The organism is Streptomyces sp. NPDC051664 (assembly GCF_044453545.1).
Taxonomy (GTDB): Bacteria; Actinomycetota; Actinomycetes; order Streptomycetales; family Streptomycetaceae; genus Streptomyces.
In genome coordinates this window covers 258,528-273,663 of record NZ_JBITCU010000002.1, presented here as the reverse complement: position 1 = coordinate 273,663, position 15,136 = coordinate 258,528, and the positions used below count along the sequence as shown (strand labels likewise).

At 71.2% G+C, this 15,136-nt stretch carries 14 protein-coding genes; 6 read left to right on the top strand and 8 right to left on the bottom strand.

All coding sequences use genetic code 11. The features are described from left to right. The first annotated feature begins 18 nt into the window (after positions 1-18). Positions 19-222 (top strand): hypothetical protein, encoded by a 204-nt coding sequence (locus tag ACIA8E_RS04500; RefSeq protein ID WP_399294411.1) that lies wholly within the window; start codon positions 19-21, stop codon positions 220-222. 5 nt (positions 223-227) lie between these two features. Here ACIA8E_RS04500 and ACIA8E_RS04495 read toward each other — a convergent pair whose 3' ends face one another. Continuing rightward, positions 228-1,151 (bottom strand): DMT family transporter, encoded by a 924-nt coding sequence (locus ACIA8E_RS04495; RefSeq protein ID WP_399294409.1) that lies wholly within the window; start codon positions 1,149-1,151, stop codon positions 228-230. A gap of 211 nt (positions 1,152-1,362) precedes the next feature. Between ACIA8E_RS04495 and ACIA8E_RS04490 the strand changes: the two genes are divergently transcribed. Then, positions 1,363-2,193, top strand: coding sequence for an aldo/keto reductase (locus ACIA8E_RS04490; RefSeq protein WP_399294406.1), 831 nt, complete (start codon positions 1,363-1,365; stop codon positions 2,191-2,193). An 81-nt stretch (positions 2,194-2,274) separates the two neighbouring features. On the opposite strand, the gene ACIA8E_RS04485 is transcribed toward ACIA8E_RS04490, so the two are convergent. The 3 genes from ACIA8E_RS04485 to allB form a co-directional block, all read right to left on the bottom strand. Continuing rightward, positions 2,275-2,604, bottom strand: a complete 330-nt coding sequence (locus tag ACIA8E_RS04485; protein WP_399294403.1) for a putative quinol monooxygenase — start codon at positions 2,602-2,604, stop codon at positions 2,275-2,277. A gap of 106 nt (positions 2,605-2,710) precedes the next feature. Next, positions 2,711-3,841 (bottom strand): allantoicase, encoded by a 1,131-nt coding sequence (gene alc / locus ACIA8E_RS04480; protein ID WP_399294400.1) that lies wholly within the window; start codon positions 3,839-3,841, stop codon positions 2,711-2,713. A gap of 2 nt (positions 3,842-3,843) precedes the next feature. Continuing rightward, positions 3,844-5,187, bottom strand: a complete 1,344-nt coding sequence (allB, locus tag ACIA8E_RS04475) for an allantoinase AllB (protein ID WP_399294396.1) — start codon at positions 5,185-5,187, stop codon at positions 3,844-3,846. A 352-nt stretch (positions 5,188-5,539) separates the two neighbouring features. Here allB and ACIA8E_RS04470 point away from each other — a divergent pair, with 352 nt between their 5' ends. After that, positions 5,540-6,340, top strand: a complete 801-nt coding sequence (locus ACIA8E_RS04470) for an IclR family transcriptional regulator (RefSeq protein WP_399294394.1) — start codon at positions 5,540-5,542, stop codon at positions 6,338-6,340. A gap of 89 nt (positions 6,341-6,429) precedes the next feature. Here ACIA8E_RS04470 and ACIA8E_RS04465 read toward each other — a convergent pair whose 3' ends face one another. Further along, positions 6,430-6,732, bottom strand: a complete 303-nt coding sequence (locus ACIA8E_RS04465; RefSeq protein WP_399295057.1) for a DUF5955 family protein — start codon at positions 6,730-6,732, stop codon at positions 6,430-6,432. Between the two features lie 305 nt (positions 6,733-7,037). On the opposite strand from ACIA8E_RS04465, the gene ACIA8E_RS04460 reads away from it, so the two are divergent. Both ACIA8E_RS04460 and aceB read left to right on the top strand, forming a co-directional pair. After that, positions 7,038-7,607, top strand: coding sequence for an NTP transferase domain-containing protein (locus tag ACIA8E_RS04460; RefSeq protein WP_399295056.1), 570 nt, complete (start codon positions 7,038-7,040; stop codon positions 7,605-7,607). 246 nt (positions 7,608-7,853) lie between these two features. After that, positions 7,854-9,473, top strand: coding sequence for a malate synthase A (aceB, locus tag ACIA8E_RS04455; RefSeq protein WP_399294391.1), 1,620 nt, complete (start codon positions 7,854-7,856; stop codon positions 9,471-9,473). An 87-nt stretch (positions 9,474-9,560) separates the two neighbouring features. On the opposite strand, the gene ACIA8E_RS04450 is transcribed toward aceB, so the two are convergent. Then, on the bottom strand, positions 9,561-10,946 hold the full coding sequence (locus ACIA8E_RS04450) for a M20/M25/M40 family metallo-hydrolase (RefSeq protein ID WP_399294388.1): 1,386 nt from the start codon (positions 10,944-10,946) through the stop codon (positions 9,561-9,563). Between the two features lie 84 nt (positions 10,947-11,030). Beyond that, a complete protein-coding gene (locus ACIA8E_RS04445) occupies positions 11,031-12,011 on the bottom strand; it encodes a fibronectin type III domain-containing protein (protein ID WP_399294385.1) in 981 nt (326 codons plus the stop codon). A gap of 163 nt (positions 12,012-12,174) precedes the next feature. Between ACIA8E_RS04445 and ACIA8E_RS04440 the strand changes: the two genes are divergently transcribed. Continuing rightward, positions 12,175-12,780 (top strand): TIGR03086 family metal-binding protein, encoded by a 606-nt coding sequence (locus ACIA8E_RS04440; protein WP_399294382.1) that lies wholly within the window; start codon positions 12,175-12,177, stop codon positions 12,778-12,780. A 131-nt stretch (positions 12,781-12,911) separates the two neighbouring features. Here ACIA8E_RS04440 and ACIA8E_RS04435 read toward each other — a convergent pair whose 3' ends face one another. Next, positions 12,912-15,044 carry a hypothetical protein gene (locus tag ACIA8E_RS04435; protein WP_399294379.1) on the bottom strand — a complete coding sequence of 711 codons (2,133 nt, stop codon included), beginning with the start codon at positions 15,042-15,044 and terminating at the stop codon, positions 12,912-12,914. Positions 15,045-15,136: the final 92 nt, after the last annotated feature.

Below are 15,136 nucleotides of genomic sequence, written 5' to 3'. Positions count from 1 at the left end.
GCGCGGGAGGCTCACGGGATGAAGAAACTCTGCGAGTCGGTCGGCTTCATCGTCTTCATCCAGGGCATCGCCGGGCTGCTCCACGAATGGACGGGCTGGTTCCGGCTCTGGGCGGTGGTGCGGAGACTGGAGTTCCTCGGCGGGTACGCGGTGTTCGTCAACATCGTGCTGGTGATGACGGGCGCCGCTGTCATGGTGGCAGCGGACCGGCTCAAGGAGTAGGCGGCTCAAGCAGCGGCGGGCGTTGCCGCGCGCCGCCCCCAGCCGGTCCCGGCCAGGACGAGCACCGCGCCCAGTACGCCGAGGGCGGAGAGCCGTTCGCCGCCGATCGCGATGCCCGCGGCGGCTGCCCACAGCGGTTCCGTACCGAGCAGCAGACTGACCCGGGACGGCGAGGTGCGGCGTACCGACCACATCTGCACGAAGAAGGCGAACAGCGTGCAGAAGACAGAGAGGAACAGCAGCCCGCCCCACTCCCGGACGCCGAACCCCGCAGCCGCCGTCCAGGGCGACTCCCCGGTGCCGGGAACGGCGGCGAGCACGGCGAAGACGGCGACCGCGCTGCCGAGCTGCACGGTGGTCAACGACAGCGAGTCCGCCGCCTGGACGGACTTGATGCGGGCCATCATCAGCACATGCAGGGTGCGGGCGAGGGCCGCCACCAACATCAGCAGATCGCCCACCGACGGGCTGGTGAAACCGCCGCCCTGGGTCAGCAGCACGACACCGGCGACGGACAGTGCGGCGGCGGCGAGGAACGCTCCGGTCGGCCGGACCCCGGTCACCGCGGCCTCGGCAAGTGGCGTGAAGATCATCGTCAGGCTGATGATGAGTCCGGCGTTGGTCGCCGAGGTGTGCACGACGCCGTACGTCTCCACCAGGAAGATCCCGCTGAGGACCAGCCCCAGCAGACCGGCGCCGCACCACTGCGCCGCGCTGAGCGCCCGCAGCCGGCGCCACCCGGCGACGGCCAGCACGGGCAGCACGATGACGAAGCGCAGGACGAGGACCGCGACGACGGTGGACGTCGTGGTGATGCCCTTGGCCGCGAGATAGCTGGCGCCCCAGACGACCGCGACGAGCAGCACGGGCAGATCGGTGAGCCAGGCCCGGCGCGGTGGTGCGAGGGCGGGCAGGGCGACAGCGGACACCTGGTTCTCCTGATTCTCCACAGCGGGAAACGATGTGGAGACCTCACCGGCTCACACGCGGAACGATCACGGTACCGGGCGGGCCCCGGCTGCGGGAACACCCGTCTCAGCGGTCGACGTCGCCGATTCCCGCCGGTGGCCGTCCGGACGGGTGGACCACCGTCGTCCGTCCTAGTCTGGCCAGGAAGGTTTCCGAACGTAAAGGGAGATCATGATCGAGACCCCGGCTCGCGCCCTCAACGACGGCCGCACCATTCCCGCCGTCGGGCTCGGCACCTGGCCGATGGACGACGACGCGGCCGAGCAGGCCGTCGCCGGGGCGCTGGGCCTCGGATACCGGCTCGTCGACACCGCGCTCAACTATCGCAACGAGACAGGCACAGGTCGTGGGATCGCCCGCAGCGGCGTGCCGCGGGAGGACGTCTTCGTCACCACCAAGGTCCCGGGCCGGCACCACGGTTACGAGAAGACGCTGGCGTCGTTCGAGGAGTCCCGGCGCAATCTCGGGCTCGACCACGTGGATCTGTATCTCATCCATTGGCCGCTGCCCCGGGTCGATCTGTACGTCGACACCTGGAAAGCCATGATCCAGCTCCGCAAGGACGGTCTGGTGCGGTCGATCGGTGTCTCCAACTTCACCGCGGCCCATGTCGAGCGGCTGGAGCAGGAGACCGGTGTGCTGCCCGCCGTCAACCAGATCGAGATGCATCCGCGCTTCCCACAGGAGGAGCTGCGGGCCGTGCACGAGGCGAAGGGCATCGTCACCGAGAGCTGGAGCCCGCTGGGCCGCGGACACCGGCTGCTGGCGGACCCGGAGATCGTCGCCGTCGCCGAGGCGCACGGCGTGACACCCGGTCAGGCCGTCCTGCGCTGGCACACCCAGCTCGGTGCGGTGCCGATCCCGAAGTCCGCCGACCCGGGGCGGCAGCGCGAGAATCTGGATCTGTTCGGCTTCGAGCTGACGGCGGACGAACTGGCCCGGATCTCCGCCGGTCCGCGGCGGCGGTTCGGCGGCGACCCGGAGTCCCACGAGGAGTTCTGACCGGCGGCGGCTCACAGGCCGGGATTCGCCCGTGGGACCTCACCCTGCCCGGCTCACCGGCCGGAGCTCACCGCTCCCGGGTCACTCACCGCGGGGCGTGAGCTCCGTCATCAGGGACCAACCGTCGCCCGGGACCTCGACGTTGATGATTTCCGGGGTCCGGGCGACGAGGTCCGCCATCGCGTCCATCGCCGCCGCGAAGTGCTCGGACTTCACATGCGCCTCGCCCGCTTCCGGGGACGCGAAGGCCTCCAGGAGCACGAACTGGTCCGGATTCTCGACGCTGTACGACCACTCGAAGAACAGATTGCCCGGTTCCTGGCGAGTGGCGAGGGTGAAGGGCTCGACGGCCGGAAGCCAGTTGTCGCGCTCGGCGCTGCGGACGGTGAACTTGACGGCGATGAAGATCATGGCGACTCGACTCCTGCTCGGGACATGCGATCCGCCCAGAGTCCCACAAGCCCTGGATCGGGTTGCCTCGGGCACACCAGGAAGGAGCCGGAGTCACCCGTCCTCGTCAGCCGCCCAGCTCGCGGTGGCGGGCGGCCAGTCGCGTCGCGCCCTCCGGCGTCAGTGAGCCGAACAGCCGCAGCCGTGAGATGCCGCCGTCCGGGAAGATGTCGATGCGGACGTGGGTGGCCCGTACGGCCTCCGGCAGGACGAAGCGGTGGTTCGTGTCGGGCTGCAACCGGGTCCGCGGCAGGATCTCGGTCCACTCGCCGCCGTCCCCGGCGCCGATCCCCCCGTCCCGTACCGAAAGGCTCGCCCAGCCGGCCGAGTTGCCCTTGAGGTACGCGGTGTCTATCTCGACGGCCCGGATCTCCGACTGCTCGGCGAGCCGGTAGCGGATCCAGTCGTTGCCCTTGTCGCGCCGACGGCGGGTCTCCCAGCCGTCGTCCATCTGCCGGGAGCGGCCGGGCTGGATCGTGTTGGTGGCCGGGGAGTAGAAGCGGTCGGAGGCGTCCTCGACCTGACCGCCGTTCTCCAGCGCCGCGAGGTCGAAGGTGGACAGGGCTGCCAGCCAGGCGGGGTCCGGGACGACCTCTCCGTGGACCCGGAGACGGGCGATCCCGCCGTCGGGGTGCTGGTTGACCCGCAGGTGCGTGACGCGCTGTTCGACGTCGATCGCGAAGCCGTTGGCCGCGTGGCCGCCAACGGCCGTACGGGGTACGAGCGTTGTCCACTTCACGTCCGGCGCGAGGAGTTCCTCGGGCGACGGGGAGCCGGGGACGGAGGCCGCCTCGACGGACACGGCCTGCGGGTAGTTGCCGCGGAAGTGGGCGGTGTCGACGACGATGCCGCGTACGACTCCGGGCGCGCCGAGCCGCACCAGCGCCCAGTCGTGGTCCTCATCCGTGGGGTGCGGCTGCGCGGCGCTGACGCCACGGCGGCGGCGCGTCTCCCAGCCGTCCATGATCTTGCCCTTGTGCCCGAAGTGCTCCGGGTCGAACTCGGCGGGCCCGGGCTTCAGCAGGTTCTCGCGCTCGGCGAAGAACTCGTCGTTGGCGGCGATCACGCCCGCGCCGAGCCGCCGGTCGGCGAGGTCGACGAGGTGGGTGAAGGGGAAGTCGGCGGTGCGGTAGTCGGCGTACGGGTCGCCGCCGCCGTACGGATCGGCGTCCCCGGTGAAGTGCGCTGTCGCCGTCATGGTCAGAGGTTCCTTTCGAGGAGCCGGCCGGTGGGTTCGGTGAGGACGCCGCCCGCCGCGATCCGCCGGCCGCGCAGCCAGGTCGACTTCACGACGCCGTGCAGGGTCCGTCCCGCGTAGGCGGTGACCTGGTTGCGGTGGAACAGCTCGGCCGGGTCGACGGTGAAGGTCTGGTCGGGGGCGAGGACCGCGAAGTCGGCGTCCCGGCCGGCCTCGATGGCGCCCTTACGGGTCAGCCCGGCCAGCGCGGCAGGGGCGGCGGACATCCAGCGGGCCACGTCATCGAGCGAGCGGCCGCGCCGGCGCGCCTCGGTCCAGATGGCGGGCAGGCCGAGCTGGAGGGAGGAGATGCCACCCCAGGCGGCGGCGAAGTCCGGCGTCTTCAGGTCGGTGGTGCAGGGCGAGTGGTCGGAGACGATGCAGTCGATCGTGCCGTCGGCGAGCCCGTCCCAGAGCGCGTCCTGGTTGGCGGCTTCACGGATCGGCGGACAGCACTTGAACTCTGTTGCGCCATCCGGGACTTCCTCGGCGGTGAGGGTGAGGAAGTGCGGGCAGGACTCGACGGTGACCCGCACGCCGTCGCGCCTGGCGGCGGCGATCAGCGGCAGCGCGTCGCCGGACGACAGATGCAGGACGTGGACGCGCGCGTTCAGCCGCCTGGCGTGGGCGATGAGGCCCTCGATGGCGGTGTTCTCGGCGTCGCGCGGCCGGGAGGCCAGGAAGTCGGCGTACGCGGGTCCGCTGCGCTGCGGCGCGGCCGCCAGATGGCGCGGGTCCTCGGCGTGCACGATCAGCAGCCCGCCGAACCCGGCGATCTCGGCCATGGAGCGGGCCAGCTGCTCCTGGTCGAGCTCGGGGAACTCCTCGACGCCGGAGGGCGAAAGGAAGCACTTGAAGCCGAAGACCCCGGCCTCGTACAGCGGCCGCAGATCCTTGACGTTGGCCGGTACGGCACCGCCCCAGAAACCGGTGTCGACATGCGCCTTGGTGGCTGCCACCTGCCGCTTGGTCCGCAGATGGTCGACGGTGGTGGTCGGCGGGAGAGAATTGAGCGGCATGTCGAGCAGGGTGGTGATGCCGCCCGCCGCGGCGGCGCGGGTGGCGGTCCAGAAGCCTTCCCACTCGGTGCGGCCGGGGTCGTTCACATGGACATGGGTGTCGACGAGGCCGGGCAGCAGGACGTCGTCGCCGAAGTCCTCCAGCCGGGCGCCGGCCGGCACCTCGGTGTCGTACGCCAGGACGGCGTCGATCGTCCCGCCGGCGACCGCCACCGCCGCGGGGCGTGTCCCCTCGGGGGTGACGACGCGCGTCGAGCGCAGTACCAGGTTCACGTCCGCACCGGACACCCGTGCTCCTCACTTCCGGCCTCTCGGCGGCCTGGGGTCGCCGAAGAAATTCAACGAACTGTTGAAGGAGTCTTCACGTGGGATTCCAGCCCGTCAAGACCCCACCCTCCTCCCCGGACGACAGGACGACCACCCACATGGGCGACTGGAGATTTCCACAAAGTAAAAGGGTAATTTCGGAGAGCGGAACGTAGCATGGGTCGGGTACGGCTTCGCAGAACCGTCCCGTGGACCGCGGACACCCGGACAAACAGGCCCTGACCGGCCAGGACGCCGTGCCGGAGCAGTGGGCCGATCGGGAACCTCCCGGTAGGCTGCTGCCTTGCCCTTCCGCCTCGAAAGGACCGTTGACGTGCCGCCGTCCCACGCCAGCACATCCGACTCCAAGCCCGCCGGTTCCAGCGGCGGCGTGCAGTCACTTGAGCGCGCCTTCGATCTGCTGGAGCGGATGGCCGACGCCGGGGGCGAGGTCGGGCTGAGCGAACTCTCCGCGAGCAGCGGACTCCCGCTGCCCACCATTCACCGGCTGATGCGCACGCTGGTCGTCTGCGGCTACGTGCGCCAGCAGCCCAACCGGCGCTATGCGCTCGGCCCGCGCCTGATCCGGCTCGGCGAGTCCGCGTCCCGGCTGCTCGGGACCTGGGCCCGACCGTATCTGGCGCGGCTGGTCGAGGAGACCGGCGAGACCGCGAACATGGCGCTGCTCGACGGCGACGAGGTCGTCTACGTCGCACAGGTGCCGTCGAAGCACTCGATGCGGATGTTCACCGAGGTGGGCCGGCGGGTGCTCCCCCACTCCACGGGGGTGGGCAAGGCGCTCCTCGCGCACACCTCGCCGGATGAGGTACGGGCGCTGCTGGCCCGCACCGGAATGCCGGCCGCCACCGAGAAGACGATCACCACCCCGGACGGCTTCCTGGACGCGCTGGAACAGGTCCGCCGCGCAGGATATGCGGTGGATGACAACGAGCAGGAGATAGGGGTCCGCTGCCTGGCGGTCTCCGTACCGAACTCCCCCACCTCGGCCGCGATCTCGATCTCGGGCCCTGCGGGACGGGTCACGGAGGCGGCGACGGAGCGGATCGTGCCGATCCTGCAGCAGGTCGCGAAGGAGCTGTCGCAGGCGCTGGCCAGCAGCGGCCCCACCGGCTGAGGCAGCTCGGACACGACAGTGCCCGCCGGGCGGATACCCGGCGGGCACTGTCGTGTCCGGGGGCGTCCGACGCGCCCCCTTGCGTTCCGTCAGCGGCGCGGCGGCTCGCCGAAGAGGTCCACGGCGACACGTACGCCCCTGAGCGCGGATGCCAGTGCGCTGACCGAGCCGACCGCCCCCGCGATCAGCAGCAGCGAGCGGCGCAGCCGCGGGATCTCGGGCACACCGGTGACTGCCATGGCGTCCAGTGCGGCCAGCTCGTCCTCGGCGATCCCCCGGTCGGGGAACTCCGCAGGATGCCCGGCCAGCTCGCGACGGAGCCGGGAGACGGCCGTACGCAGCTCCGTCACCCTTGGATCCTCGCCACTGCTGGTCACCCGCGCCTGCCCCACGCTTCGCAACAAAGCACTCCCCCTCGCACATCCTTGTGCCGGTGTTTCGACCACGTCCCGAGCCGTGGTCAAGTGCCCGGGGGTGTGCGCAAGTTAACGCCATGACAGGTGCCGCGCGCCACTCCACGGACAGAAATCAGGGTGACCACCGGGGGACGCAGCGTACTGGCCGGTCCGGTAGGAAATCACCGGTGCGGTGAGGTATTCAGGGCCTCATGGCTGATACACCCCACACCCTGTCCACTTCCGCCGCTCCGCAATCGTCCCGTCCCTCCGACGGGGGACAGCAGCCGGTGATCGCCGGTCTGCTGCTGGCCGCGGGCGGCGGCCGCCGGCTCGGCGGCCGGCCGAAAGCCCTGCTGGAACACCGCGGCCGGCTGCTCGTCGAACATGCGCTGCGCGCGCTGCGGAACGGCGGCTGCGGCCCCGTCCATGTGGTGCTCGGCGCCGCGGCGGAGACGGTACAGGCACGGGCCGACCTCTCCGGCTGCACGGTGACCGTCAATCCGCAGTGGCCGGAAGGCATGGGTTCGTCGCTGCGGGCAGGTCTGGGCGCACTCGCCGGCACGGGGGCGGACGCGGCAATCGTACTGCTGGTGGACCAGCCGGGCATCGGCGCGCAGGCGGTGGCACGGGTGCGGTCGGCGTACCGCTCCCGGGCGAGTCTGGCGGCGGCCTCGTACGACGGGGAACGCGGTCATCCGGTGCTGTTCGGGGCCGACCGGTGGGCGGATGTCGCTGCGGGCGCGGTGGGCGACCAGGGTGCCCGGACGTACCTGCGGACGCACCGCGATGCGATCACGCTCGTCGAGTGTTCCGATGTGGCGGAGGCGTACGACATCGACACGGCGGAGGACCTGACGCACCTCGAATGAACGGGTTGGGCGCGCACTGGCACGCTGCGCCAGCCCCGCCCCACTTCTGTCGACCCGGAGAATCTCGACATCAACAAACCATTGAACTTCCACTATGAGGAAACTACTATCCACTGGTCAGAAGCGCTCTGTATCCCAGACGGCGCCCACGGCCACGTTCCGGAGCCCTGGCACGCCGTGCCATTTCTGGCGGCCCGGCGGCCGTAGAGGCGCCGCCCGCACCGCCCGCTGAAGGAGTGACAGCTCATGTCCGCACCAGCGCCGTCCCCGCTGGCCATCGTCGATGCCGAACCCCTGCCCCGGCAGGACGAGGTCCTGACCGACGCGGCCCTCGCGTTCGTGGCCGAGCTGCACCGGCAGTTCACGCCCCGCCGTGACGAGCTGCTCGCCCGCCGCGGCGAGCGCCGCGCCGAGATCGCCCGCACCTCCACGCTGGACTTCCTGCCCGAGACGGCGGCGATCCGCGCGGACGACTCCTGGAAGGTCGCGCCGGCCCCGGCCGCGCTGAACGACCGCCGGGTGGAGATCACCGGTCCGACCGACCGCAAGATGACCATCAACGCCCTGAACTCGGGCGCCAAGGTCTGGCTCGCCGACTTCGAGGACGCGTCCGCCCCCACGTGGGAGAACGTCATCCTCGGCCAGCTCAATCTGATCGACGCCTACGAACGCCGCATCGACTTCACCGACCCCACGTCGGGCAAGTCCTACGCGCTGAAGCCCGCCGCCGAACTCGCCACGGTGGTCACCCGCCCCCGCGGCTGGCACCTGAATGAGCGTCATATCCAGCTCGACGGCACCCCGGTGCCCGGTGCACTGGTCGACTTCGGCCTCTACTTCTTCCACAACGCCCAGCGGCTGATCGACCTCGGCAAGGGCCCGTACTTCTACCTCCCGAAGACGGAGTCCCACTTGGAGGCCCGCCTCTGGAACGACATCTTCGTCTTCGCCCAGGACTACGTCGGCATCCCGCAGGGCACCGTCCGCGCGACCGTCCTGATCGAGACGATCACCGCCGCGTACGAGATGGAGGAGATCCTGTACGAGCTCCGCGACCACGCCTCCGGGTTGAACGCTGGCCGCTGGGACTACCTCTTCTCCATCGTCAAGAACTTCCGCGACGGCGGCTCGAAGTTCGTCCTGCCGGACCGCAACGCGGTGACGATGACCGCCCCGTTCATGCGCGCGTACACCGAACTCCTCGTCCGCACCTGCCACAAGCGCGGCGCACACGCGATCGGCGGCATGGCGGCGTTCATCCCGTCGCGCCGTGACGCCGAGGTCAACAAGGTCGCCTTCGAGAAGGTCAAGGCGGACAAGGACCGCGAGGCGAACGACGGCTTCGACGGCTCCTGGGTCGCCCACCCGGATCTCGTTCCGATCGCCATGGCATCGTTCGACGCGGTCCTCGGCGAGAAGCCGAACCAGAAGGACCGCCTGCGCGAAGAGGTCTCCGTGGCGGCGGGCGACCTGATCGCGATCGACACCCTGGACGCCAAGCCCACGTACGACGGCCTGCGCAACGCCGTTGCGGTCGGCATCCGCTACATCGAGGCGTGGCTGCGCGGTATGGGCGCGGTGGCCATCTTCAACCTGATGGAGGACGCCGCCACCGCGGAGATCTCCCGCTCGCAGATCTGGCAGTGGATCAACGCGGACGTGGTCTTCGAGAACGGCAAGCACGCCACGGCGGACCTGGCCCGCAAGGTCGCGGCCGAGGAACTCGCCGCGATCCACGAGGAGATCGGCGAGGAGGCATTCGCGTCCGGCAAGTGGCAGCAGGCCCACGACCTGCTGCTCCAGGTGTCGCTGGACCAGGACTACGCGGACTTCCTGACACTGCCGGCGTACGAGCAGCTGGTCTGAGTCCGTCCGATCCCGTAGCACCTCGCGCCCCCGGTACCGCACAGCACCGGGGGCGCGGTTGCGTGCGGCCGCCCCGTCACCGGGTGCTCAGGACCTGTTCCCCGCGCGGTACGCCTCCGCGTACTCGCGCAGAAACGCTGCCTCGGCGACGACCGCCGAGCGCAGCTCCGAGAACAGCACCCGTTCGTTCGGGGCGTGCAGATTGCACATGCTGTCCTGGGCGCCGAAGAGCAGCACCTCGGCGCCCGGCACCGCCTTGGACAAACCGTTGACCAGCGGGATCGAGCCGCCGCTGGCGACGAGTTCCGGGTCCTTGCCCCAGCCCTCGCGCAGCGCGGTGCGGGCTGCCCGGTAGGCCGGGCCCTCGGTGGCGGGCTCGAATCCGGGGCCGGCGTCGCCCGAGGTGACGGTGAGCGGAATTCCGAACGGGCGCATTGACTGCAAATGGGTGACCAGCAGGCCCTGCGCCTCCTCCGGGTCCTGCTGCGGGTGGAAGCGGAGGTTCAGCTTGGCCCTGGCGTACGGGACGACCGCGGACGCGGCGTGGTCGACGCCCGGGGCATCGATACCGATGACGGTGATCGCCGGTCCGCTCCACAGCCGCTCGCCGAGGCTTCCCGTACCCATCAGCGGCAGACCGTCCCGGACCCCGGCAAGGGAGCGGAACTCCTCCTGCGTATACGCGGTGCCGGTCCACTCCTCGCGGCGCAGCCCCTCGACGGCGACATCGCCGTGCACGTCGTGGAGGGTCCCGAGGGCCGTGAGCAGGACGAGCAGGGCGTCGGGGGCGGCGCCGCCGAACTCGCCGCTGTGGCGGGCTTCGTCGAGGGTCCGCACCTCGACGAAGACCTCCGAGGCGCCACGCAGACCGGCGGTGAGGGTGGGGCTGCCGGGGCGGATGCTGCCGGTGTCGGCAATGACCATGGCGTCGCAGGCGAAGCGGTCGGGGTCGGTCGGTGGGTAGTCGTCGAATGCGCTCCCGTACTCCTCCTGCCCCTCCAGGATGATTTTGAGGCCGACCGGGGGCTTTCCCTCGTAGGCCCGCAGCACGCCGAGGTGGACGACGATGTTCGCCTTGTCGTCGGCGACGCCGCGGGCGCGCAGCCCGAGCCCCCCGTCGATGGGCGTGGGCTCGAAGGGAGGCGACTGCCACAGGGCCTCGTCACCGGGCGGCTGGACGTCGTAGTGGCCGTAGAGCAGCACGGTCGGCGCGTCCGGGGACGGCGGAGGCACCTCGGCGACGATGATCGGCGCGGTGCCGGGGAGGTCGAGCCGCTCGATGCGCTCGACGCCCGCGTCGCGCAGGAGGTCCACGAGCAGGTCGTGGGCCTGCTGCAGGGGCTCCGGCGGAAATCCGGGGAACGAGACCGACGGGATGGCCGTCAGCCGCTCCAGATCCGTCCGGAGCCCGTCCATCAGCGCGTCGACGCGGGAGCCCAGATCCATCGCCATCGTCCAACCCCTCTTCCTCATCCTGCTCATCCATGAGGTTTCCGGGATCAATGGACCATACGGTGCGACTCCCCGCACGCCATGCCTGACGGACACGGCCTCCTGTCAGTCGCCCAGGACGACCGTGCGCTGGGCGGAGAAGTCGCCCCACTTCCCGTCCGGCAGTTTGGCGCGGATCTTCATCGAGTAGCGGGTCCCGCGCGGGTCACCGACGGTGAGCCGGTAGCTCGCCCGGCCCGCCGGCGGCTTGCCGCCCCACACGATCGTGGTGGTGAGCCGGCCGTCGAGAAAGAGCTGGTACGCGGGGATCTCACCGCCGGTGTCGGGCTGCTTCCAGTCCAGGTCGATCGCGTACTCCTTGCCCTGGGCCCTGCTCGTGATCCGCAGATCGGTGGGGGCAGTACCGGCCGGCGCGCCCGGGGCGGAGGGCGTGGTGAGGTCAAGGGCGTTGCTGTCCGGCGAGGACGTGTCGGCGGCGTCCCGGGCCCGGACGGTGAAGGTGTAGACGGTGCCGGGGCGCAGTCCGGTCAGACGGGCCGTGGTCTGTGTGCCGGGCACGCTGTGGATGCGGGAGTCCTCCTGGTAGATGTCGTACGAGGTGACGCCCACGTCGTCCGTCGAGCCGCCCCAGGACAGGGTCGCCGCCCGGCTGCCGTCCGCCTTGCCGCGCAGCTTGACCGGTCGCGTCGGCGGCTCGTGGTCGGCGGGTGTCGGCGCGGGCGTGGTGACGGCGACGGCTCGGCTCGGCGCGGAGAGGTTCCCGGCGGCGTCCCGGGCCCGGACGGTGAAGGTGTAGGCGGTGGAGGGGGTCAGCCCGTCGATGTCGATCATCTGCCGGGCCGCCGTGACGGACTTGACCTGCGTGCCCTTGCGGTACACCTGGTAGCCGGTGATCGCCTTGTTGTCGGAGGCCGGGTCCCACATGACGTGGACGGAGGTGGCGCTGCTCGCCTGCGCCGTCACCCCGCCCGGGGCGGTCGGTTTCTGCTTGTCGGCGGCGTCGGCGGGGTCGCCGCATGCGGTGAGCGTGACGAGGAGCAGGGCGGCGGAGGTGGCCAACGCGGCGTGTGCGTGGGGGCGTTGCACGGTTTTGCCTTCCGTCCGGCAGCAATGGTCTGGACCTGTATGCCACGGCCGGCGGGTCCCGGACAAGAGCGTGGAGCGGTGCCTTCCGCAATATGCCGGTCTGCGCCGCGGATGCGTTGTGCGCAGAGCGATGAGTTCGGACCGCCACGGCGGTCTGCAGAACATGGATACAGAGAACGGAACGACGCCCACACTCGATCTCGAACCCGCGGCACGGCAGATCGCCGGACTGCTCGACGGCATCGACGACCGCTGTCTGACCGACCCGACACCCTGCCCCGACTATGCGGTACGGGAGCTGCTCGCCCACCTGGTCGGGCTGGTCACGGCCTTCCGCGACGCGGGCCGCAAGAACCTCGGACCGACGACCGACACCTCTCCGGACACCGTGCTTCCGGTCCTGCCGGAAGGCTGGCGCGAGGCACTGCCGCCCCTGCTGGACGAGCTTGTGGCCGCCTGGCGCGACCCCGCCGCCCGGCAGGGAATGACCAGGGCCGGTGGCGTGGATCTGCCGGGCGAGGTGGCGGCGATGGTCGCTCTGAACGAGCTGGTGATCCACGGCTGGGACCTGGCCAGGTCGACCGGACAGAAGTACGAGGCGGACGAGGCGAGCCTCCGGGTGTCCCTGGCGTTGACGACGCCGAGCGACGACAGTCCCCGGCTGGGAGAGCTCTTCGGCCCGCCGGTCCCGGTACCTGCGGACGCGCCCCTCGTCGACCGGGCCGTCGCGATGAGCGGCCGACGCCCGGACTGGCAGCCGGGCGGCTGACGCGTCCGGCATCGGCCGGCTCATGGTCCGCCCCTGCCGTCGGCGGATCCGGCGGACGGCTCATGTCGTCCCTCGACACCACGCCGCCCTGCCGCCGGTGCGGCCCGCGCGGTCAGTGCGGACAGACGCGATCAGTGCGGTCGGAGCGTACGCACCGCCTCTCGCGCCCGGTCGCGGAGCCGTTCGTCGGCCGGGGCGATGCCTGATTCGATTCCTGACGCCGTCACCCGCAGGTCCCGCTCGGCGAGTGCGGTCAGCCGGCTCAGGTGGTCGTCGGTGAGTGCGGTCGGACCGAGGGCGACCAGGGCTTCGATGGCGGTGACCGGTTCGGCGTCCGCCTCCGCGGAGTCCAGGAGCAGGTCGGCCAGTCGTGGGGCGTCGAGGGATTCGGGTGCGATCGCGTGCAGGGCGAGTACCGCAGCCGGAGTCTGTTGCCGGTCCGCCAGCAGGCCCTCCAGTGCGGGGACCAGCGGTCGGGCCGGCTCCCCGATGAGGGCCGCCGCTCGCGCGGCACGGATGAACGTCCAGCGCATCCAGGCCGGTTCGACCGCCGCGAGCACTCCGGCGAGCACGGGCACCGCTTCTTCCGCGTCACCGGTGATCCGCCACAGGGCGGTGGCGATCTCGACGTCGCCGTCCAGCTGCGGGACGGTGCGGTTCACTCCGGGAGCAGTGAGGGCCGACCGCAGGGCGGGCACCAGATCGGCTGCCTCCGGGCCCAGCTCACCGGCGATGCCCGCAGCCTCCCGTACGTCGAAACCACCCGCGGCGAGCTGCGCGGCCGTCGCCGCCAGTAGTGGCGCGGTGTCGCCCGTCAGCTCGTGAACCGCCCTGGCCGCCGCGAGCCTGCCCGCCTTCGGTCCGGAGCGTGCCGCGGCGGTCAGCAGTTCCGCCGTCTTCGCGCGGTGCTCCGGCGGGCACACCGCCGCCAGCGCCTTCGGTACGACCTTCGGGAATCTCTGCAGCGCGGACCGGAGTTCGGGCAGGGCGGAGGACGCCCGCCTCCCCCAGGCACCGAGCAGGACCGTGAGCCAGATCGGCTCGTTGCCTTCGAGATCACCGGCTCCGAGGCGGATACGGATCGCGTCCAGCAGTTCGGGGTCGTACGGGAACGAAGGGGCGACCGCCGCTCGGGCCGGGAAGCCGCACGCGGCACCGAGTCCGCGCGGGCGCTGCCCCAGGTCGCGGGCGAGGAGGGGCGCGGCCTGCGCCGGTGCCACCGCGACGAGGGCTTCGAGAGCCCGGTCCGCCGGATCGCCCTCCCCTGCGGCGAGTCGGGCCAGTACGGGAGCAGCCTCCGCTGCGTGGGCGCCCAGCTTCGTGAGGAGCGGGTACGCGGCGGGCACGGCGGCCGGGTCGGCGATCAGTGCGCGCACCGGTGCGGCCAGCCGTTCCGGAGCGCTGCGCGAGAGCCGGCAGGCGGTCTCGGCCGCCCACAGCGCCTCCGTACGGGCGTCGGGCTCGGGGCTGCGCAGTGCGGCGGAGAGCAGGGCGTACGCCGCTTCACGGTCCGCAGAGGTGTCGCGGAACAGCAGCGATTCGACCACATACTGCAGCGGTTCGTTGCGCTCCTGATCAAGGCGGCTTGCGACAAGCCCGTCCGCCGGGAGGAGGATCAGCATCGCCTCGTGGTGTGCGGGGGTCCAGGGCCGGCCGGCGTCGACACCGGCCAGCAGGGCCGCGATCCTCACCTGACCAGGCTCGCCCGCCCCCATGGCTTCGGTCGCCTCGGCGACGCTCCCTGCCGGGTCCAGATGGGCGATGGCGCCGAGGAGTTCGGCCCGGACGAGGGGATCCGTCTCCCGCGCCCAGCGCCTCCGGAGCACCGGCAGCACCTGACTGGACGCCCCCGTCATGGCCGCGGTCCACGCGGCGGCCTGCCGCAATCCGGGCTTCTCGTCGTCGATCCAGCCCAGGACCAACGGCAGTTGGCCGACGACGGCCGCCCGGCAGGCGGCCTCGTCCGTCTTCCTCTGGTCCTCGCCGGACTCCGCGATCCCTCCGAGCATCACCAGCAGGTCCTCGGTGCGGTGCCCAGCCGCCGCGAGCCGTGCCAGATACGGCACCGCGCGGGCCGTCGCCTCGTAGACCGATCCCTGATGCAGGATGCTGCCGTACAGCTCGGAGAGCGCCTCGGACGCCTCGTCCTCGTCCCCGGCAAGCGCCCGCAGGCAGTCGGGCACATCGGCGGCGCTTCCGTACGCATGCTGCAGCTCGGCCCATGGCTGGGCGTCGATCTCGGCGAAGAACGGTGCGAGTTCCATGAAAGGATCTTGGCACCCGGCACTGACAACGCCCCTGCAGTGCCCCACCCGCCATGCCGACCGGACCTTTCGCCTACGTCGACGGACTACGG

What these genes read in the sequence shown, in the direction of transcription:
- alc (WP_399294400.1), bottom strand. Translation starts at nt 3,841, where the DNA reads ATGACGGCGACAGCGCACTTCACCGGGGACGCCGATCCGTACGGCGGC.
- ACIA8E_RS04450 (WP_399294388.1), bottom strand. Translation starts at nt 10,946, where the DNA reads ATGAGGAAGAGGGGTTGGACGATGGCGATGGATCTGGGCTCCCGCGTC.
- aceB (WP_399294391.1), top strand. Translation starts at nt 7,854, where the DNA reads ATGTCCGCACCAGCGCCGTCCCCGCTGGCCATCGTCGATGCCGAACCC.
- ACIA8E_RS04435 (WP_399294379.1), bottom strand. Translation starts at nt 15,044, where the DNA reads ATGGAACTCGCACCGTTCTTCGCCGAGATCGACGCCCAGCCATGGGCC.
- ACIA8E_RS04440 (WP_399294382.1), top strand. Translation starts at nt 12,175, where the DNA reads ATGGATACAGAGAACGGAACGACGCCCACACTCGATCTCGAACCCGCG.
- ACIA8E_RS04500 (WP_399294411.1), top strand. Translation starts at nt 19, where the DNA reads ATGAAGAAACTCTGCGAGTCGGTCGGCTTCATCGTCTTCATCCAGGGC.
- ACIA8E_RS04490 (WP_399294406.1), top strand. Translation starts at nt 1,363, where the DNA reads ATGATCGAGACCCCGGCTCGCGCCCTCAACGACGGCCGCACCATTCCC.
- ACIA8E_RS04485 (WP_399294403.1), bottom strand. Translation starts at nt 2,604, where the DNA reads ATGATCTTCATCGCCGTCAAGTTCACCGTCCGCAGCGCCGAGCGCGAC.